Origin of the sequence: Corynebacterium sp. MSK044, from assembly GCF_030232825.1 — a bacterium.
GTDB lineage: Bacteria > Actinomycetota > Actinomycetes > Mycobacteriales > Mycobacteriaceae > Corynebacterium.
Genome location: NZ_JASPJJ010000002.1, coordinates 230216 through 248639, shown reverse-complemented (window position 1 = coordinate 248639; position 18424 = coordinate 230216). Strand labels below are relative to the sequence as shown.

Annotated in this window: 18 protein-coding genes; 12 read left to right on the top strand and 6 right to left on the bottom strand. The window is 57.8% G+C overall.

The genetic code is table 11. The annotated features are described in order from the left end of the window. Positions 1-182: 182 nt before the first annotated feature. Both QP994_RS02730 and QP994_RS02725 read right to left on the bottom strand, forming a co-directional pair. On the bottom strand, positions 183-542 hold the full coding sequence (locus QP994_RS02730; RefSeq protein WP_284865287.1) for a hypothetical protein: 360 nt from the start codon (positions 540-542) through the stop codon (positions 183-185). Positions 543-783: 241 nt separating this feature from the next. Beyond that, complete coding sequence (locus tag QP994_RS02725) at positions 784-1692, bottom strand: peptidylprolyl isomerase (RefSeq protein WP_284865286.1); 909 nt, start codon at positions 1690-1692, stop codon at positions 784-786. Between the two features lie 115 nt (positions 1693-1807). Here QP994_RS02725 and tpx point away from each other — a divergent pair, with 115 nt between their 5' ends. The 5 genes from tpx to QP994_RS02700 all read left to right on the top strand — a co-directional run bounded on the left by tpx (position 1808) and on the right by QP994_RS02700 (position 6122). Further along, positions 1808-2308, top strand: a complete 501-nt coding sequence (tpx, locus tag QP994_RS02720; RefSeq protein WP_284865285.1) for a thiol peroxidase — start codon at positions 1808-1810, stop codon at positions 2306-2308. Further along, positions 2309-2965 (top strand): MBL fold metallo-hydrolase, encoded by a 657-nt coding sequence (locus QP994_RS02715; RefSeq protein ID WP_284865284.1) that lies wholly within the window; start codon positions 2309-2311, stop codon positions 2963-2965. A gap of 10 nt (positions 2966-2975) precedes the next feature. Beyond that, entirely contained in the window at positions 2976-4262 is a 1287-nt protein-coding gene (hisS, locus tag QP994_RS02710; protein ID WP_284865283.1) for a histidine--tRNA ligase, read from the top strand. A 351-nt stretch (positions 4263-4613) separates the two neighbouring features. Next, entirely contained in the window at positions 4614-4922 is a 309-nt protein-coding gene (locus QP994_RS02705) for a helix-turn-helix domain-containing protein (protein WP_284865282.1), read from the top strand. Between the two features lie 9 nt (positions 4923-4931). Further along, positions 4932-6122, top strand: coding sequence for a type II toxin-antitoxin system HipA family toxin (locus QP994_RS02700; protein ID WP_284865281.1), 1191 nt, complete (start codon positions 4932-4934; stop codon positions 6120-6122). A 26-nt stretch (positions 6123-6148) separates the two neighbouring features. On the opposite strand, the gene QP994_RS02695 is transcribed toward QP994_RS02700, so the two are convergent. Both QP994_RS02695 and QP994_RS02690 read right to left on the bottom strand, forming a co-directional pair. Beyond that, on the bottom strand, positions 6149-6853 hold the full coding sequence (locus QP994_RS02695) for a hypothetical protein (protein ID WP_284865280.1): 705 nt from the start codon (positions 6851-6853) through the stop codon (positions 6149-6151). 44 nt (positions 6854-6897) lie between these two features. Then, positions 6898-8334, bottom strand: a complete 1437-nt coding sequence (locus QP994_RS02690; RefSeq protein WP_284865279.1) for an L-serine ammonia-lyase — start codon at positions 8332-8334, stop codon at positions 6898-6900. 143 nt (positions 8335-8477) lie between these two features. Between QP994_RS02690 and QP994_RS02685 the strand changes: the two genes are divergently transcribed. From QP994_RS02685 to QP994_RS02660, 6 genes are read left to right on the top strand one after another with little or no spacing between them, the layout of a single operon-like run. Next, the gene (locus QP994_RS02685) at positions 8478-9596 is read left to right on the top strand and encodes an ABC transporter ATP-binding protein (RefSeq protein ID WP_284865278.1); all 1119 of its coding nucleotides are present in this window, start codon (positions 8478-8480) and stop codon (positions 9594-9596) included. A 32-nt stretch (positions 9597-9628) separates the two neighbouring features. Beyond that, positions 9629-10954 carry a DUF4032 domain-containing protein gene (locus tag QP994_RS02680; RefSeq protein WP_284865277.1) on the top strand — a complete coding sequence of 442 codons (1326 nt, stop codon included), beginning with the start codon at positions 9629-9631 and terminating at the stop codon, positions 10952-10954. Between the two features lie 53 nt (positions 10955-11007). Further along, positions 11008-12351, top strand: coding sequence for an ABC transporter substrate-binding protein (locus QP994_RS02675; RefSeq protein WP_284865276.1), 1344 nt, complete (start codon positions 11008-11010; stop codon positions 12349-12351). Positions 12352-12381: 30 nt separating this feature from the next. After that, the gene (locus tag QP994_RS02670; protein WP_284855647.1) at positions 12382-13227 is read left to right on the top strand and encodes a carbohydrate ABC transporter permease; all 846 of its coding nucleotides are present in this window, start codon (positions 12382-12384) and stop codon (positions 13225-13227) included. 3 nt (positions 13228-13230) lie between these two features. After that, positions 13231-14142, top strand: a complete 912-nt coding sequence (locus QP994_RS02665; protein WP_284855646.1) for a carbohydrate ABC transporter permease — start codon at positions 13231-13233, stop codon at positions 14140-14142. Between the two features lie 15 nt (positions 14143-14157). After that, positions 14158-14814, top strand: coding sequence for a MusI family membrane protein (locus tag QP994_RS02660; protein WP_284865275.1), 657 nt, complete (start codon positions 14158-14160; stop codon positions 14812-14814). Between the two features lie 8 nt (positions 14815-14822). On the opposite strand, the gene QP994_RS02655 is transcribed toward QP994_RS02660, so the two are convergent. Together QP994_RS02655 and ypfJ are read right to left on the bottom strand one after the other, a co-directional pair. Next, positions 14823-15545 carry a CBS domain-containing protein gene (locus QP994_RS02655; RefSeq protein ID WP_284855644.1) on the bottom strand — a complete coding sequence of 241 codons (723 nt, stop codon included), beginning with the start codon at positions 15543-15545 and terminating at the stop codon, positions 14823-14825. A gap of 18 nt (positions 15546-15563) precedes the next feature. Continuing rightward, complete coding sequence (gene ypfJ / locus QP994_RS02650) at positions 15564-16460, bottom strand: KPN_02809 family neutral zinc metallopeptidase (RefSeq protein WP_284865274.1); 897 nt, start codon at positions 16458-16460, stop codon at positions 15564-15566. Between the two features lie 141 nt (positions 16461-16601). Here ypfJ and aspS point away from each other — a divergent pair, with 141 nt between their 5' ends. Beyond that, entirely contained in the window at positions 16602-18395 is a 1794-nt protein-coding gene (aspS, locus tag QP994_RS02645; protein ID WP_284865300.1) for an aspartate--tRNA ligase, read from the top strand. Positions 18396-18424 lie beyond the last annotated feature (29 nt).

Genomic DNA, 18424 nt, shown 5'->3' with positions numbered 1-18424 from the left:
ACACGGCGAAGCAGAAGCCCTTCATACCCCCAACAACCTCACCCACGGAGTTGACAACCTATATAGGAACACCCCCCTTAACCCAAAGGCGTCACGGATTCGGGCATCAAAAAATCCGCCCCGGCATGTAGCCAAGACGGATTCTATGAACCTTGTGTAGAGCTAGACGCTCAACATCAGTCTTACTTGAAGTTCTTCTGAGCGAAGGTGATCACGTTAGCGATCAGACCCAGGATAGCGGTGAAGACGGCGATCCAAGCGGTGATGAGCTTCGGATCGAGCTGACCCTTTTCGTTGTAGAAAAGCTCCTTCATGAAGTCAGAAGCAGAGGACTTCTCGTTCTCGTTCTCGTCCTTGCTGCTGCTTCCCTGGCCGCTGCCCTTGTTGTCCTGACCGCCCTTGTTGTCTTCGCCGGTCTGGTTGGTGCCGGCGGTCTGGTTGGTACCGGCGTTCTCCTCAGCGAATGCCGGTGCGGCAACAACGCCGGAGGCGGAAACGACAGCAGCGGTTGCTGCGGCGAGGAGGCTCTTACGGATCTTCATGCGTAGCCCTTTCAGTGACTGCAATTCATTGATGACGTTGGCTACTCTACAAGTGGTAACGAGGTGTTGCAAGGCCTAGAAAAAGCTGTGTGCCAGGGATTGCACAGGATTCTTAAATCGTGCTTATTTATTTGGGGTTATTAGTGGGTTTCTAGTGTTTATCCTGAGAGGGTCACATAAAGAACACCGCCACGTGTGAGGGAACTCACATGGCGGTGTCGGGGATGTGGGGGTGAAGGGACTAGGCGATCGTTGCCTTCTTGATCTTCACTTCTTCCTTCGGGGCGCCATCGCCGCTACCCATTGGGGACTGGCCGTCCTCGGCGATACCAGCTTCAGCGATCTTGTCCAGGGTGGCCAGGCCTTCCTCGCTAATGGTGCCGAAGTAGGTGTAGGCGGGTGCCAGCGGGGATTCACCGTAGTTGAGGAAGAACTGGGAGCCGTTGGTGTCCGGGCCAGAGTTGGCCATGGCGACGGTGCCGCGCTCGTAGATAACGGACGCGTTGGTGTTCTCTGCGTCATCATCAACCGGGTACTCGTCGGCGAACTGGAAGCCAGGGCCGCCAGCGCCAGTGCCGGAAGGGTCACCGCACTGAAGGACGTTGATACCGCCGGATGTCAGGCGGTGGCAGATGGTGTCGTCGTAGTACTTCTCCTGCACCAAGTACTCAATGGCATTCACCGTGCAGGGGGAGACAGAACGATCCAGGGTGAGTCCAATCGGGCCGGCGGAGGTATCAAACTCAACATCGACGGTGCCGGTGGTGGAGACGTTCTCCTGCTTGGGCAGGCCCTTGAAGAACTCGTCGCGGTCATCCTTGGTGTAGGTGCAGGTGACCGTCTCTGCCAGCGGGGTGGAGCGCTTCTTGGACAGGGCTACGGGAGTGATGTCCTCGGACGGATCAGTGGACTGCTCGCTGGATTCCTCAGCAGTGATCTCCTCATCCGAATCCCACGTTGCAGCGAAGTAGATGCCGCCACCGACGAGTGCCAGCACCAGGACGGCAAGTGCGGCGACAGACCACGGCTTGCTCTTCTCCTTGCGGTCGCGGGCCTTGAGCTCGCGGTCAAGTTCTTTCAGTGCGTCTTTGCCGCGCTGGGCGTTGTTCGTCACTTTGACGGACCTCCACTTGTGGATTGTTCGGTTCATGTGTGGCCACGGTCGAGTTGGCCGGGCCTGATGCAGATAAACAGTATCAGCATAAAGGTGGTGAATCTGCGCGGGCGCCTGCACCGGTTGCGAGGAATCTCTACGCTAGGGAGGCATGGCTACCGTAACTTTTAAAAATGAACCGACTACAACCTCTGGTGAGCTGCCCGCAGTAGGGGAGGCTCTGCCAGCTTTCGAGCTCGTTGGCGGTGACATGGGCACGCTGACGGACAAGGACTTCGCAGGTAAGAAGATTGTGCTCAACATCTTCCCGTCCCTGGACACCGCTGTGTGCGCTCAGTCTGTCCGCGCTTTCAATGAACTCGCAGCCAACTTCGAGGACACTGTTGTGCTGTGCGTGTCTAAGGATCTGCCCTTCGCGCAGCAGCGCTTCTGTGCAGCTGAAGGTATTGAGAACGTCGTCAGTGCATCTGCTTTCCGTTCCACCTTTGGTGAGGACTACGGGGTGATCTTGCAGGGCTCCCCGATCAAGGGTCTGCTGGCGCGTTCCGTTGTTGTGACCGATGCAGACCACAAGATTGTGCACACCGAGCTCGTTCCGGAGATCGCCAATGAGCCGGACTACGAGGCAGCGAAGAAGGCACTGGAGAGCTAAATGCAGATCCAGGGACTCGCCGGCGGCCCCTTCCAGACCAATACCTACGTCGTTGTAGGCAAGCCTGGTGCCAATGGCCGGCCGGAAGCCTTTGTCATTGATCCGGGTAAGGATATGGCGGGCCCGGTGCGGGAGGTCGTCGATAAGGCGGGCGCTGATCTTGTGGCCGTGGTGCTCACGCATGGGCACATTGACCACACGCGAGATTGCGCGGAGTTCGGTGTGCCGGTGTACATCCACCCGAACGATGAAGTGATGCTGGACCCTAAGTGGGGTGCACCGGGGAACTTTGGACAGATCTTTGAGGTTGATGCGATGAAGCAGCCGGAGGATCTCCGCCACGTTGAGATCGGAAGCATGGAGTTTGCTGGTCTTGGCTTCCGCACGGTGCATGCGCCGGGGCATTCGCCGGGCTGCGTGCTGTTCATCGCGGAAGATGAGGACGTGGTGTTTGCCGGTGACGTACTGTTTGCTGGTTCGATCGGGCGTACTGATCTGCCGTTGTCGGACCCCGCAGCCATGGACCGCACGCTAGCTGGGCCTGTGTGGGACTTGGACGACAAACTGACTGTCTTGCCCGGACATGGCCCCATGACCACCGTGGCGCGGGAGCGCGCGACCAACCCATATCTCAAGGTGGCGGGGCAGGGGCGCTAAGATCGCCAACGTGACCACCGAAAAGAGCGAAAAGTTTCAGCCCCTCTCCGCGCCGAAAGGCGTGCCGGATTATGTGCCCCCGGCTTCAGCGACGTTCCATGCGGTGCGTTCGGAGTTTGTGAAGCAAGCACATCTGGCCGGCTACCAGCACATTGAGCTGCCGGTGTTTGAGGACACAACGCTGTTCGCTCGCGGTGTGGGTGAGTCCACCGATGTGGTGTCGAAGGAGATGTACACCTTCGCCGACCGTGGTGACCGCTCGGTAACCCTGCGCCCGGAGGGTACTGCCGGTGTCATGCGTGCGGTCATCGAACATAACTTGGACCGTGGCCAGCTGCCGGTCAAGCTTAACTACTACGGCCCGTTCTTCCGCTACGAGCGCCCGCAGGCTGGCCGTTACCGCCAGCTTCAGCAGGTCGGTGTGGAAGCGATCGGCGTGGACGATCCGCTTCTGGATGTCGAGGTTATCGCGCTGGCCGACCGCTGCTACCGCGCCATCGGCCTGACAGGCTTCCGCCTTGAGCTGACCAGCTTGGGAGACCGTAACTGCCGTCCGGCCTACCGCCAGAAGCTGCAAGACTTCCTGCTTGACCTGCCCCTGGATGAGGAGACCCGCCACCGCGCGCAGATCAACCCGCTGCGCGTGCTGGATGACAAGCGCCCGGAGGTCCAGGAGATGACCGCCGATGCGCCACTCATGCTCGACCACCTCGACGACGATTGTCGTGAGCACTTCGAAACCGTCACCGGTTCCCTTGATGAACTGGGCATTAAGTACGTGATCAACCCGCGCATGGTGCGTGGCCTGGATTACTACACCAAGACCTGCTTCGAATTTGTCCACGACGGCCTCGGAGCCCAATCCGGCATCGGCGGCGGTGGCCGCTACGACGGTCTCATGGCTCAGATCGGCGGCCAGGATCTGTCCGGCATCGGCTTCGGTCTCGGCGTTGACCGTTCAATTCTCGCGCTCGAAGCTGAAGGTGTCACGCTCGACGGCGTGGATCAGCGTGTGCAGGTCTACGGCGTCGCCATCGGCGCAGAAGCCACCAAGAAGATGGCCTTGCTTATCGACGAACTCCGCGCCAACGGCATCTCTGCCGACATGGCCTACGGTGGCCGTGGCCTCAAGGGTGCGATGAAGGGTGCGGACCGCTCCGGTGCACACACCGCACTCGTCCTCGGTGACCGCGAGCTCGAAGCCGGCGAAGTCACCGTGAAGAACCTCGAGGACCACTCCCAGAAGACCGCCGTGCTTGATGCCGGCGCGATCATCGACGCGATCTTCCTTCCTTAAGCGGACTTTGTCCTTTAAGGAAGGAAGAGAGAAGAAGGTCCCTTAAAGGAAGAAGGTCCCTTAGGGGAGGAGGTCCCTTAGGGGAGGAAGGGGGCGAGTATTGTCCTTGGCCACTTTCCTTCGCCGGGCTGTGTAAAAATTTACACTGCGAAAAATTGGCTCGGATGAATCCCCAGGTAGAAAATTTCTACTATTTGATAGTTACCGGAGCAATGTAAAATTTTACACCGAAGTACGCGGGGAGAGTGCGCTGTCCCTTAGGGGGGGAGAGGTAGAATGGTCGAAGTAACCCCTAGAAATCTACGGGTTAAGAGGTTTGTCCCGCAAGAAACTATCGCTAAAGTAGATCATGTGAGATACACGCCAACACCGATCCGTCGTGGAATGCGCACGATTGGGGAGAACATTCGGAACCAACGCAAGCTGCTCGGTTTGACCATGAAGATGGTCGCCGAGCGTTCTCGCATTTCTGAAACCACTTTGAGAAACCTTGAAAACGGGCAGGGCGCTGGACTTGATGCAACGCTGTCCGTGCTGCATGTGTTGGGGATGCTCGAGTACGTGGTCACTGCCACGGATCCGTACGAGACAGATGTCGGACGCCTGCGCGCGATGGAGCAGCTCCCGGAACGGGTGCGCGTGGCGAAGTTTGAGGATTAAGGAGGGGCGATGGCAGGTGACAAGATTGCTGTAACGACTGTGCTGGGCGGCGTAGATGTCCTTGCGGGGCATATTTACCGTACGAGGGCATCAGCTGCTTTCGCGTACGCGGACTCGTACCTTGAGCGCTCGGATGCTTTTGCACTTGCGCCGTCTTTGCCGCTTTTCGGTGGGCCTCAATCCGTCTTCCCGGCTAATCCTTTCAGTGATTCGGCTCCGGATACATGGGGGCGAAAAGTTCTTAATCGGGCGGCCGGACGCCAGCTCGATGAGATCTCTTTGCTGCTAGGCGTGAATGACAACGGTAGGCAGGGAGCAACGCGGTTTTGGAGTGAAGGGATTGCCGTTGCGGATGGCGAAGGCGTTCCAGGTGAACATGAGCTCTCCGAGGTCATTCGTACTGCAGACCAAGTGCAACGCGGAGAGATGGATATTAGTGATCGTCAGATTCGCCGTTTGTTCCGCGCAACGGGTTCCTTGGGTGGTGCCCGGCCAAAAGCGAATGTGGATCGTGGGGGTTCGCTGTGGCTCGCCAAGTTCCCAAAACCTGTTGGTGATGATTGGAACGTGATTGCTTGGGAGGCAGCGACTCTGGATCTCATGGAGCAGGCCGGTATTCAGGTTGCGCCCCACGAAACCAAGTCCTTTACCGTTGCGGGGGAAGACCGGACAGTGCTTTTCCTTCGACGCTTTGATAGGACCACCACCAATGTGCGTATTCCTTATATGTCAGCAATGACTGCGCTGGAAGCGCGTGATGGTTCTGGTGGGGACTGGGTGGACCTCGTGGAGTGGGCCCATACCCATGGTGCGGACACAAAGGAATTGTGGCGCCGAGCGGTTTTCGGAACATTGATCGGCAACGTGGACGATCATCTTCGTAACCATGGTTTTCTACGGAAGGAAGGGGCATGGGTGCTTTCCCCAGCTTTCGATGTGAACCCGACACCGATCGACCACGGTTCGGAACATGAGCTTGCTCTGGATGGTGAGGGACGCTTGGCGTTGACTCATTTCATGGATACGGATGTCCTAGATCTTTTCGGCGTAAAGCTGGATCCCACCTGGTTGGGAGAGTTGAGCGAGGCATTTTCACGGGCCACAATACGAGCTTCAGCGCATGGGGCCGATGCCTTCAGCATCTCTATTATTGATGAACGATTTGGTAGAGCGAGAGAAGAAATCAAACAGTTTCTGTAGACCCTAAGCTCATCCGCTGGAAGCTGTTATTCAAACTCCTTGAATACCTTGCGAACACTGAGGATTGTGGCGTGCGCGATGGCGTAATTCCCAGCTCCGCCAATAACAGCACCAATCCCAAAGGGGAACATTTTGACGAGTTGGATGACACCGCGTTGGCTGAATTTTGTAATAAAGTACGGGCCGAGTTTTTTGTTGATAGCTCGGACGGTGTGCATGGGAATCTGCGCGACGGCTTGTGTGCCCAAATGTTTCCCGGAGGTTGCTGCTGCTCGGGTTGCGATTCCCGTAGCACTTTCCCCAAGTAAAGCGATCATGACCAGCGCTCGTTGTCGCTCGATGTCATCGAAGTCAAGATCGTACAAATTGGCGAGTGAGATGATGTAACGGGTGGCGCTTGTGAAATACCACGCTATGTCCCCGGTTACTGCGGCCAAACCAGCTAGAGTGCTTACTCCCGGAACCGCGCTTGTAGCGCCACTGGCGATACCAGTGACAGTAAGGCTTTGGCGAAAATCCCGTTCTAGCTGGGCTACGAGCTCACGCTTATCAATGTTCGGGTTCTTGGCACGGAGCTTTTCAATCCGTCGGGCAGCGGTGCTATCTGCTTTCGAGATAGCTACGTCTAGAGCCTTCATGACTGGATGCGTTCGATCCTGTCTTTCATTCTGTTGAGTTTCGCTCATGCTCTGTGCTCGCTGCTCAGCAATTTCGGTTTCCTTTGGCCCCATCGTAAGCCTCCAAAGCAGATATGTGCGTGGCTGAAGTTAATTTGTCAGCACTCAGTAATACTTACCGGGAATCCCAGCTGTACCGCAAGGCCGCCGACGGATGTTTCCTTGTACTTGGTCATCATGTCGCGGCCGGTGGCGGCCATGGTCTCGATTGCGTCGTCAAGCGTGACGATGTTGGTGCCGTCGCCCCATTTGGCTAGGCGCGCCGCGTTGATGCTTTTGACAGCGCCGATGGCATTGCGTTCGATGCAGGGGACTTGGACAAGGCCGCCGACGGGATCGCAGGTAAGGCCAAGATTGTGCTCCAGGGCGATCTCAGCGGCGTTTTCTACCTGAGCTGGGTTGCCACCGAGGATGGCGCACATGCCGGCGGCGGCCATGGCTGAGGCGGAGCCGACTTCACCCTGGCAGCCGACCTCCGCACCGGAGATGGATGCGTTGGTTTTGATGATGGCGCCAATAGCGCCGGCGGTGAGGAGGAACTCGCGGGCACGGGCAGGGGAGAAGTCAGCGGTGAAATCGCGGCAGTAGTGCATGACGGAGGGGATGATGCCGGCAGCACCATTAGTGGGGGCGGTGACAACGCGGCCGTGGGCAGCGTTTTCCTCATTGACGGCCAAAGCGTAGAGGTTGACCCACTCCATAGCGTCAAGGCCTTCGGAGTTGTGGCGTTTTTGCTCACTGGTCAGGAGTGCGTACATGCGAGGTGCGCGGCGTCGGACGTTCAATCCACCTGGCAGGGTGCCTTCGGTGGAGATGCCGTTTTTCACGCACTCCTGCATGGCAGACCACACGCCATCCAAGTGGGCGGTGTATTCGGTTTCTCCGTGGGTGATGGTCTCATTGTGGGCGATGACCTCGGCGATAGTGAGGCCTGTGCGGTCGCACACGTCGAGTAGATCCGCGGAGGAATTGAAAGCATGGAGCTCATCGGGCTGCGAGTGAGTTTGTTTCTCTTCTGCCTCCGCAACCGCAGTCGCGGCGGCAATGCCGGAGCTAGCGCCTTCACCAGCTGCTTCCTGCATGGCGGCGCGGTCCATGATGAAACCGCCGCCGACGGAGTAGTACTCAGTTCGGCTGGCCAGGCGGGTGCCTCGTGCATCCCATGCATCGAAGATGAGGCAGTTGGGGTGCTCTGCAACAGGCTTCGGGTTGAAGGTGAGCTCGTAGTCGATGGTGCCGTCCGGGCCGCTGATGGTGCCCTTGGCAGGGATGGGGTCGCCGGGCACGGGTTCCACGGTCTGATCAGTGGTCAGTGGGGTATAGCCGACAAGCCCCAGCAGGACGGCACGATCAGTGCCATGGCCAACGCCAGTGGCGGCGAGGGAGCCGCGCAATTCCACATGAACTTCCGCGGGCAGCTCACCGAGCTTCTCCACAAAAGCAGCACTAGCGCGCATCGGGCCCACGGTGTGGGAAGAAGATGGCCCGATGCCGATGCTGAAGAGGTCAATGACGCTCACTCGATGCGATGCCATGCCAAAGAGGGTAGCGCGTAACGGGAAGAGAACAATTAGTTCACCGGAGCACACCGGATGAAGCGCTGACGGTGTTAGTCTGGAACATAGGTTTGAACCACAAAATACGGACGGGTTCGTGCCACCCACTAGAGGAGATACATATGGCAACTGTGACCTACGACAAGGCGACGAGGATTTATCCAAAGGCGACGACAGCGAGCGTCGATAAGCTTGAGCTTGATATCGCTGACGGTGAGTTCCTTGTCCTCGTTGGGCCGTCGGGCTCCGGCAAATCCACCGCACTGCGCATGCTCGCGGGCTTGGAGGAGACGAATGAGGGCCGCATTTTCATCGGGGACCGTGATGTCACGGATGTATCCCCCAAGGACCGCGATATTGCGATGGTCTTCCAGAACTACGCTTTGTACCCGCACATGACCGTGCGCGAGAACATGGGCTTTGCTCTGAAGATCGCCGGAATGGACAAGGATGAGATCAACCGTCGCGTCGAGGACGCGGCGAAGACGCTGGATCTGACGCAGTACCTGGACCGCAAGCCAAAGGCACTGTCTGGTGGTCAGCGTCAGCGCGTGGCCATGGGCCGTGCCATTGTGCGTGAGCCACAGGTCTTCCTCATGGATGAGCCTCTATCCAACCTGGATGCGAAGCTGCGTGTGCAAACGCGTACGCAGATTGCCAGCCTGCAGCGCCGCATGGGTGTGACCACGATCTATGTCACGCACGATCAGACGGAGGCGCTGACGATGGGTGACCGCATTGCTGTGCTGAACTTTGGTGTGCTGCAGCAGGTGGGCACCCCACGTGAGCTGTATGAAGAGCCGGAAAATGTCTTTGTGGCAGGCTTCATTGGCTCCCCGGCGATGAACCTGTCCACCTTCAACGTGGAGGGCAACCTGGCTACCCTGGGTGAGGCATCGATTCCACTGGCAGAAGAACACCTTGCGGCAATGACCCCAGAGGACAACAACCAGATCATCCTCGGCTTCCGCCCAGAGGCACTCACCGTGGTGGATTCCAGTACGCAGCACACCGTGCCAGTGCAGGTGGACTTCACCGAAGAGCTTGGCTCTGATTCTTATGTCTACGGCAGCCTGGTAGGCGGGCAGTGGCGTGAGGAGGGCACGGATGATGCTGCGGCCGGCCAGATTGTGGTGCGCGTTGCACCGATGTCTGGTTTCAGCAAGGGTGACATCATCCACGTGACCATCAATGAAGGTGGCCTGCACGCCTTTTCCAAGTCAACCGGCAAACGTATTTAGTAGCCGGGTCCGAACGCCACGAAAGAACTGCCGTGTCCGAGAGAATGAGCGTCCAGTCCCCGGCCTACGCCAAAGTGCTGTTAGGCCTGCCCTGGGCAATCCCGCTCGCGGACTGGCCTGATGAGCTCCTCGCCGCCTACCCGCGGGGTATTTCACGTCACACCGTCCGCTTGGTCTCCATCGATGGCATGGCGTTAGCCATCAAGGAGATCGGCGAATCGGTGGCGTACCACGAGTACCGTACGTTGAAAAAGCTGCGAGACTTGGATATTCCGTGTGTGAAACCAGTTGCTGTGATCGCGCAGCGCACGAACGATTCCCGCGCTGAAGAGCTCACGCCGTGCCTGGTCACCGAGCACCTTGAGTTCTCCTTGCCTTACCGTGATGTGTTCAGTCGATCGCTCGCGCCGGGCACGGTGAACAAACTCATTCGCGCACTGGCCATGTTGTTGGTGCGGCTGCATCTGCTCAACTTCTATTGGGGCGATGTGTCCTTGTCCAACACGCTTTTCCGCCGGGATGCGGACGAATTTTCGGCGTACCTCGTGGATGCGGAGACAGGGGAGTTCCATTCCCCATTGTCTGAAGGGCGCAGGCTTTACGACGTCGAGGTGGCCCGCGTCAACATCATCGGCGAACTGATGGACCTTCAAGCAGGTGGGTTCATCGCCGACACAGTTGACGTGATTGCCCTGGGCAACGCGGTGGATGCGATCTACCACGAGCTGTGGGAGCTCATGACAAAAGAGCTCGTGGTGGAAGGCGATGCGTTCAGCCAGATCGCCGAGCACATTGAAAAGATCAACTCCCTTGGTTTTGATATCGGGGAAACAGAAATCACCCATGAGCAGACGCGGCGGGACGCTGACGGCAACACCGTTGATGTGTACCGGGTGAGCATCGAGCCATCGGTGTTTTCCACTGGCTTCCACAGCCGCAAGCTGAAAAAGCTCACAGGCCTTGATGTACAGGACCGCCAAGCGCAGCGCCTGCTCAGTGAGATGGAGGTCTACCGTGCGTTACACCACGGCGACACGCTGTCTTTGGAAGACGTGGCACTGGACTGGCTGGTGAACAGGTATGAGCCAGTGGTGGCGCTCACCCCAGCACCGTTGCGCACCAAGCTAGAACCCGCGCAGGTCTTCCACGAGATCTTGGACCACCGCTGGTTCATCTCCGAAAACGAACAGCGCTACGTCCCTTTGGAGGAAGCCGCCGAGTCTTACTTCCGCACTATTTTGCCGGAACGTCCCGATGAGGCTCGGATTTATAGTGCGTTGAGCCCTGATGATTCGGATATACCGGATGATCCAGATAGTCCAGACGACCCAGACGGGTTAGCGCCCGATAGTTCTTAAAAATGAAGAACAGAAACATGAGAAGAATTCCTACGAAGAGCGAGGTTCATGCGATGAAACACTCCACGCGCACAGTGGCTGTTTTAGCCACGATCGGGTTGAGTACGTTATGTCTTTCCGCATGTGGGCAGAACAATGGCCCGAGCGTGTACTACCTGAATTTCAAGCCTGAGCAAGCGAAAACGTTTGAGCTCATTGCTCAGGAGTACACCGAGGAAACCGGTGTTCCGGTGAAGGTGGTTACCGCCGCTTCTGGTTCCTACATGCAGACACTCAAGGCGGAGATGGCTAAGTCCAATGCGCCAACCCTGTTCCAGATCAATGGGCAGGAAGGCTACGGCGTGTGGAAGAACTACCTCGCCGATATGTCTGATTTTGAGATCACGGAGGCTCTGCAGGAGGATGCGCAGCCGATCAAGGATCCGCAGGGCAAGGTTGTGGGCGTGCCCTTTGCTATGGAGGGCTTTGGCATTCTCTACAACGAGGAAATTCTAGACGCCTACTTCGCCCTTCCGGGCGCGAAGATCACCTCCATGGATGGTGTGAAGTCCTTCAACGACCTGAAGGTCCTCGCGGAGGACATGCAGGCACACAAGGAGGAGCTGGGTATCAACGGCGCGTTTGCCGCAACCTCACTCGGCGCGGGTGAGGAGTGGCGGTGGACAAACCACTTGATGAACGGCCCGATTCACTACGAGATCGTTGACCGCGACATCCAGGAATTCGCGGATATGGAGGAAATGGAGTTCCTCTACGGCGATAACTACCGGAATCTGTTTGACCTTTACCTGCAGAACTCCACGGTGAAGCCGAGTCTTGCATCAGCTCGTGCTGTGTCTGATTCCATGGCGGAATTCGCCACCGGCAAGGCGGCGATGGTGCAGAACGGTAACTGGGCGTGGAGCCAAATCTCCAGCGAGGGTGGCAACGTGGTCAAGGAGGACAAGATCAAGTTCATGCCCATGTACATGGGGCTGCCCAATGAGGAAAACGTAGGCATCAACGTGGGTACGGAAAACTTCTTCAGCGTGAATGCCAAGGCGAGTGAGGAAGACCAGCAAGCGACCCGCGACTTCCTCGCGTGGCTCTTCCTGTCCGATCGTGGCAAGGAGATCGTGGTCAACGACTTGGGCTTCATCGCGCCGTTCAAGAATTACAACGAGGAGGATGTGCCGGATGATCCGCTGGCGCGTCAAGTCCAGGAAGCGCTTAGCAGCGACTCCGTGGAGGCTCTGCCGTGGGACTTCCAGTTCTCCCCAAACCAGCAGTTCCGTGACCTGTTTGGCCAGAACCTCGCCCAGTACGCCAACGGCAGAATGCCGTGGGAGGATGTGGTGAGCAGGCTTCAAACGGATTGGAAGTATGAGATGGCTAACCAGATTGCACTGCTGGATTAGGCACAACGGGACTAAGCGAGAGGTCACATCATGCAAGACACATTGAAAAAATTCTTTCCCATTTTTGTGCTGCCAACTCTGATCGCGTTTGCCATCGCGTTCTTTGTTCCGTTCCTCGTGGGCACAGCTCTTTCTTTCACGAGCTTTACCACGATTACGGATGCCACCTGGGTTGGCCTAGACAACTACGCGCGGGTGTTCAGCGAGCGCGAAGGCTTCGTCTCCGCGCTGTTGTTCACGGTGGCCGTGGCGGTGGTGTCCATCATCACTGTCAACGTCATCGCCTTTGCTGTGGCGTGGACGTTGACCCGCAAACTGCGCGGCACCAACTTCTTCCGCACCGTGTTTTTCATGCCCAACCTAATTGGTGGCATCGTGCTGGGCTACACCTGGCAGTCCATGATCAACGCGGTGCTGGCCAATTATGAGACAACGATCTCTGCGGACTGGCGCTTTGGCTATGCCGGTCTGATCATTCTGATGAACTGGCAGTTGATCGGCTACATGATGATCATTTACATCGCCGGACTGCAAAACGTTCCGCCGGAGCTCATTGAGGCCGCGGAGATTGATGGTGTGTCCAAGTGGCAGCAGCTGTGGCACGTAACTATTCCGCTCATGATGCCGTCTATCACGATCTGCCTCTTCCTCACCTTGTCCAACACGTTCAAGGTCTATGACCAAAACTTGGCGCTCACCGATGGCGCACCTGGTGGGTCGACAGAGATGGTCGCCCTCAACATCGTCAAAACCATGTTCAACCGAGTGGGCGCTGAAGGCGTCGGCCAGGCCAAGGCGGTCATTTTCGTCGTGGTCGTTGTTGCCATCGCCATGTTCCAGCTCCGCGCGACGCGCAGCCGCGAAGTGGAGGCTTAAATCATGACAACCAGTATCTCTACCCCCAACAGTGCGAAAGCAGCTGAGCCGACCAAGAACGCTGTTGCGGATGAATCAACGGTGTCCAGTGGCGCCAAGGGGCTGATCTACGCGGTGCTGATCTTCCTCACCGTCGTGTTTTTGGGCCCGATCTTCTTCATCCTGCTCAACTCGTTTAAGGATCGTTTTGCCATTTCGACGAATCCTTTTGCTCTACCCGTCGGTGAGCTGTGGGCGGGGCTGACCAATTACATCACCGGTGTTCAAGGTGAAGGTTTTGGCTGGGCTATCGTGTGGTCGTTTGTGATCACGATCAGCTCGGTTGTTGTCATCGTGTTCTTCTCCGCCATGACCGCGTACTACATCACCCGTGTGAAGACGTGGTGGACGAATGCTTTGTACTACACCTTCGTGTTCTCCATGGTCATTCCATTCCAGATGGTCATGTTCCCCACAGTGGTCATCGCTGACCGTCTGGGCTTGGCCAACCCGCTGGGCATGGTGGTTCTGTACCTGGGCTTCGGCGCAGGTCTGTCGGTGTTCATGTTCTCCGGCTTCATCAAATCCATCCCGCTGGAAATCGAGGAAGCAGCGGTTATCGACGGCTGCTCGCCGCTGTCCACGTTCTTCCGCGTGGTCATGCCGATGTTGAAGCCAACGGCGATCACCGTGGCTATTTTGAACGCCATGTGGATCTGGAATGACTACCTGCTGCCGTACTTGGTCATTGGTTTGTCCACGCCGTACCGCACCATCCCCGTTGTCATCCAGCAGTTCATCGGCTCCCAGGGTGACCGTGATCTGGGTGCTATGATGGCCATGCTGGTGCTTGCCATCACGCCAATCATCATCTTCTACGTGGCTGCCCAGAAGCACATCATCGAAGGTGTGGCTGCTGGTGCCGTGAAGGGCTAATCCAACGGTTTAACCATGCAGGCCTTTCACCCGGACTCGAAGTTCATGGCCGCCTTCAACCTGTTCGCCGACATTGTCATCGTGAACATGTTGTTGATGGTCGCCTCACTGCCCGTCATCACCGGTGGGGCGGCAATGCGTGCTGCCAACGTTGTGGTGGGGGACATGGTGCAAGGCAAGGGGTCCCGTTACGGGTTGGCCTTCATCCGCCAACTCACCGTGGAGTGGAAGAACGCCACCATCTACTGGCTGGGCCTTCTTGCTGCGATTGCTCTTTTGGCGTACCAACAATTCGTGGTTTTCCAAGCTGGAGTGACAGGAGTCGCTCTCATCGTCACCCAAGGGTTAGCACTCGCCGGCGCCTTCATCATCGCCGGGATTAGTGTGTGGTTCTTCGCCTTGGCATCGCTTCAGAGCAGCGATGCCGAAACAAAGGAGATTGAATCGGATCAGGCTTTGGCGCAGACTGCCGGTACGGCGGTGCAGTGCACGTTCCGGTATCTCGGATACACCGTGGCTGCGGTAGCTGTTCTTGTGGCAGCGGTTGTTGTCACCGTGAAACTCCCCGTGGCGCTGTCTATCCCGCTGGTGTTCTTCCTCATCCCGGCGGTAGCGCTCTTCCTCGTACGCTTGATTCTCGCTTTGCCGCTGGGGCAGGAACTGGGGGAGTAGGCGGGGCCCTACACCGCGTCGAAAAGCGCGGCCAGATTCGATGGTGTGATCACGCCAAGCGGCTGCTGGTTGTTGTGGCCATGCTCCGTAATGATCACCAAGCGTGGCAAGGTGTTATGCGCTGCCGGTGAGGTCAGGGCAGCGATGACTTTGGCCGCTGAAGCATCACGGGGAAGAAACACCGCTTGATCCTTACGTTCATTGAACGTGAGCACGTGACGGATATCCCTGTGAGTGAGCGTGTCAGTGTCGCCCAGCTCATTGGCCAACCACCGGGCAATGGTGTTGGTGGTTAACACGCCAATGCACTGCTTGCCCTCGTAGATAGGGAACTGGGAGATGCCGGTGTCGCGGATAGAGCTCAACGCTTCGTACACGTCATCTTCTGGCCCAAAGGTGATCACATCCTGGTGACCAATCACATCCATCGCCGTTGGCGGGTGGAGCAACTGGTCGCGGATGTGCTCGATCTCCGCCACCGTTTCCGGCAAAGGTTCAGCAATGGGGCGGAAATTTTGATACTCGCCGTGGCTGATCGCATTGCGGAGGCTGGCGAATTCTTTCAGATCATTCGCCTGGGCTGGAGTAAGAACATGGTTCTTCTCAGCCTTGGACACCATCCAGTTGAAGCTATCGGACTTCTTTGCGTTGAGCTCGCTGCGCAGAAAAGACTCAATGTCATTGAACGCAGCGAGAAATGGAACTGCCCGGTTGGAATAGGCCTCTGTCATCGGTGTCACACCTCGTGCTTATTGGTAGACGCCACGGTTGAGGGTGTCGCATGCCTTCATTTGGCCAGAGGAATAGCCGGCTAGGAAAGCTTGCTGGCGCTGCTCAGAAGAACCGTGGGTCCAGGCATCCGGGTTGACCTGGCGGCCAGAGCGCTCCTGAATATGGTCATCACCAATCGCACGTGCCGTTTGGACTGCCTGCATGACCTGATCTTCGGTGATTGGCTCAAGCATCGCGTCTGCGCCCTTATCGGCGCGGGACGCCCAGATGCCGGCGTAGCAGTCAGCCTGCAGCTCAATTGCCACCGCTGCGGAATCCTCGCCCGGGTTGTTGTAATCGCTCAGGCCCAACGTGCCCTCGATGTTTTGAATGTGGTGGCCCCACTCGTGAGCCAGCACGTACATCTGCGACAGGGAGCCATCACTACCGCCGAGCCTTTCCAGCTGATGGTAGAAGGTCACGTCCAGGTACACCGTTTGATCACGCGGGCAGTAGAACGGCCCCGTGTCGGAGGAGGCAAAGCCACAGCCGGTTTGGACATTGCTCTGGAACATCCGCAAATTGGGCATGCCGTAATCTAGACCGGCCTGCTCAGCCAGGATGGCCGGCCACAAAGCGTTAAGGGAGTCGGCGGTGGCTGCCGCACGGCATTCCGGGATTTCATTGACGGCACCATCAACGTCACACTGCGTGAGGTCAAAGCCCTCAGGGGCCACCTGGTTCTGCTCCTGCTGGGGGGCGCCACCATCGAGGCTGCCAATGTCACCACCGAGGAGGACAAACAAGCCGACGAGGAGCAGCGTACCCAGACCGCCACCACCCAACATGACGGGCATACTGCCGCCACCTCTACGCGAGCCGCCTGACGTGCTTACGCCTCTGCCGGATGGTCGCACACCACTTTTGAAAGTCATGGCCAAATCATGCCATATGTTCAGGTGCTTCCGTGGGAAGTGCTGTGAATGTGGAGGTGGTCTGATGTTCAAATAGGCATTCGGTAGAATCGCGTGAGTTAAACATTATTTAAGAACACGTGGAAGGACGTGGACTGCACCGTGCTGCGCACTCACCTCGCGGGGGATCTCCGCAAAGAAATGGATGGTCAAACCGTCACTCTCACCGGATGGGTTGGCCGCCGCCGCGACCACGGCGGAGTGATCTTCATCGATCTGCGTGATCGTTCTGGCTATGCCCAGGTAGTTTTCCGTGAATCTGACGTGGCGGAAGCAGCGCATGATCTACGCAGTGAGTACTGCGTGAAGGTCACCGGTGTTGTGGAGCCACGCCCGGAGGGTTCTGCTAACCCGAACCTGGCTTCCGGTGAGATTGAGGTCAACGCGACCGAGCTTGAGGTTCTGTCCACGGCAGCACCACTGCCGTTCCAGGTGGAGGACTTCTCCAACAACGAGGTAGGCGAGGAAACCCGTCTGCGTTACCGTTACCTCGATCTGCGTCGCGAGCGCCAGGCCAACGCTCTGCGCCTGCGTTCCTCCGCAAACAAGGCTGCCCGTGATGTGCTGGCTAAGCACGACTTTGTGGAGATTGAAACGCCGACGTTGACGCGTTCCACTCCGGAAGGTGCGCGTGACTTCCTGGTGCCGGCACGCCTGCGCCCGGGCTCTTGGTACGCACTGCCACAGTCCCCGCAGCTGTTCAAGCAGCTGCTCATGGTGGCTGGCATGGAGCGTTACTTCCAGATCGCGCGTTGCTACCGCGATGAGGATTTCCGTGCGGACCGTCAGCCGGAGTTCACCCAGCTGGATATTGAGGCCAGTTTTGTGGACCAGGATGACATCATCGCTCTGGCAGAAGAGATCTTGGTGGAGCTGTGGAAGCTCATCGGCTACGAGATCACTACGCCGATTCCGCGCATGACCTACAAGGAAGCGATGGAGAAGTACGGCTCCGACAAGCCGGATCTGCGTTTTGATATTGAGTTGGTGGACTGCACCGAGTTCTTCAAGAACACCACCTTCCGCGTCTTCCAGAACGAATACGTCGGCGCTGTGGTCATGGAAGGCGGTGCTTCCCAGCCACGCCGTCAGCTGGACGCATGGCAGGAGTGGGCAAAGCAGCGTGGCGCTAAGGGCTTGGCCTACATCCTCGTGCAGGAGGACGGCGAGCTGGCTGGCCCAGTGGCAAAGAACATCACGGATGAGGAGAAGGCTGGTATCGCAGCGCACGTTGGCGCGAAGCCGGGGGACTGCATCTTCTTCGCTGCTGGTGAGACGAAGGCGTCCCGTGCACTGCTGGGTGCTGCCCGCGGTGAAATTGCTAACAAGCTTGGTCTGATCAAGGAAGGCGACTGGGCATTTACCTGGGTCGTCGATGCGCCACTGTTTGAGTCGGCGGCTGATGCATCTGCTTCTGGTGATGTGGCACTGGGGCACTCCCAGTGGACTGCTGTGCACCACGCTTTTACCTCCCCGAAGCCGGAGTACCTGGACACCTTTGACAAGGAACCGGGTGAAGCGCTTGCTTATGCCTACGACATTGTCTGCAACGGCAATGAGATCGGTGGTGGTTCTATCCGTATCCACAACCAGGATGTGCAGAAGCGCGTGTTTGATGTCATGGGCATCAACGAGGAAGAAGCGCAGGAGAAGTTCGGCTTCCTGCTCGACGCATTCTCCTTCGGTGCACCGCCTCACGGCGGTATCGCCTTCGGCTGGGATCGTATTGTCTCCCTGCTCGGTGGTTTTGAGTCCATCCGTGACGTCATCGCCTTCCCCAAGTCCGGTGGGGGTGTTGATCCGCTGACGGATGCTCCGGGCCCGATCCCGGCAGCGCAGCGCAAGGAGACCGGTGTGGACTTCAAGCCGGAAGCTAAGAAGGCAGAACAGGCCTAACAGCACGTAGCAGCATCATGCTGGTTGGC

What these genes read in the sequence shown, in the direction of transcription:
- QP994_RS02675 (WP_284865276.1), top strand. Translation starts at nt 11,008, where the DNA reads ATGAAACACTCCACGCGCACAGTGGCTGTTTTAGCCACGATCGGGTTG.
- tpx (WP_284865285.1), top strand. Translation starts at nt 1,808, where the DNA reads ATGGCTACCGTAACTTTTAAAAATGAACCGACTACAACCTCTGGTGAG.
- QP994_RS02695 (WP_284865280.1), bottom strand. Translation starts at nt 6,853, where the DNA reads ATGGGGCCAAAGGAAACCGAAATTGCTGAGCAGCGAGCACAGAGCATG.
- QP994_RS02655 (WP_284855644.1), bottom strand. Translation starts at nt 15,545, where the DNA reads ATGACAGAGGCCTATTCCAACCGGGCAGTTCCATTTCTCGCTGCGTTC.
- QP994_RS02660 (WP_284865275.1), top strand. Translation starts at nt 14,158, where the DNA reads ATGCAGGCCTTTCACCCGGACTCGAAGTTCATGGCCGCCTTCAACCTG.
- QP994_RS02690 (WP_284865279.1), bottom strand. Translation starts at nt 8,334, where the DNA reads ATGGCATCGCATCGAGTGAGCGTCATTGACCTCTTCAGCATCGGCATC.
- QP994_RS02665 (WP_284855646.1), top strand. Translation starts at nt 13,231, where the DNA reads ATGACAACCAGTATCTCTACCCCCAACAGTGCGAAAGCAGCTGAGCCG.
- QP994_RS02725 (WP_284865286.1), bottom strand. Translation starts at nt 1,692, where the DNA reads ATGAACCGAACAATCCACAAGTGGAGGTCCGTCAAAGTGACGAACAAC.
- ypfJ (WP_284865274.1), bottom strand. Translation starts at nt 16,460, where the DNA reads ATGACTTTCAAAAGTGGTGTGCGACCATCCGGCAGAGGCGTAAGCACG.
- QP994_RS02700 (WP_284865281.1), top strand. Translation starts at nt 4,932, where the DNA reads ATGGCAGGTGACAAGATTGCTGTAACGACTGTGCTGGGCGGCGTAGAT.
- QP994_RS02715 (WP_284865284.1), top strand. Translation starts at nt 2,309, where the DNA reads ATGCAGATCCAGGGACTCGCCGGCGGCCCCTTCCAGACCAATACCTAC.
- QP994_RS02730 (WP_284865287.1), bottom strand. Translation starts at nt 542, where the DNA reads ATGAAGATCCGTAAGAGCCTCCTCGCCGCAGCAACCGCTGCTGTCGTT.
- QP994_RS02685 (WP_284865278.1), top strand. Translation starts at nt 8,478, where the DNA reads ATGGCAACTGTGACCTACGACAAGGCGACGAGGATTTATCCAAAGGCG.
- QP994_RS02670 (WP_284855647.1), top strand. Translation starts at nt 12,382, where the DNA reads ATGCAAGACACATTGAAAAAATTCTTTCCCATTTTTGTGCTGCCAACT.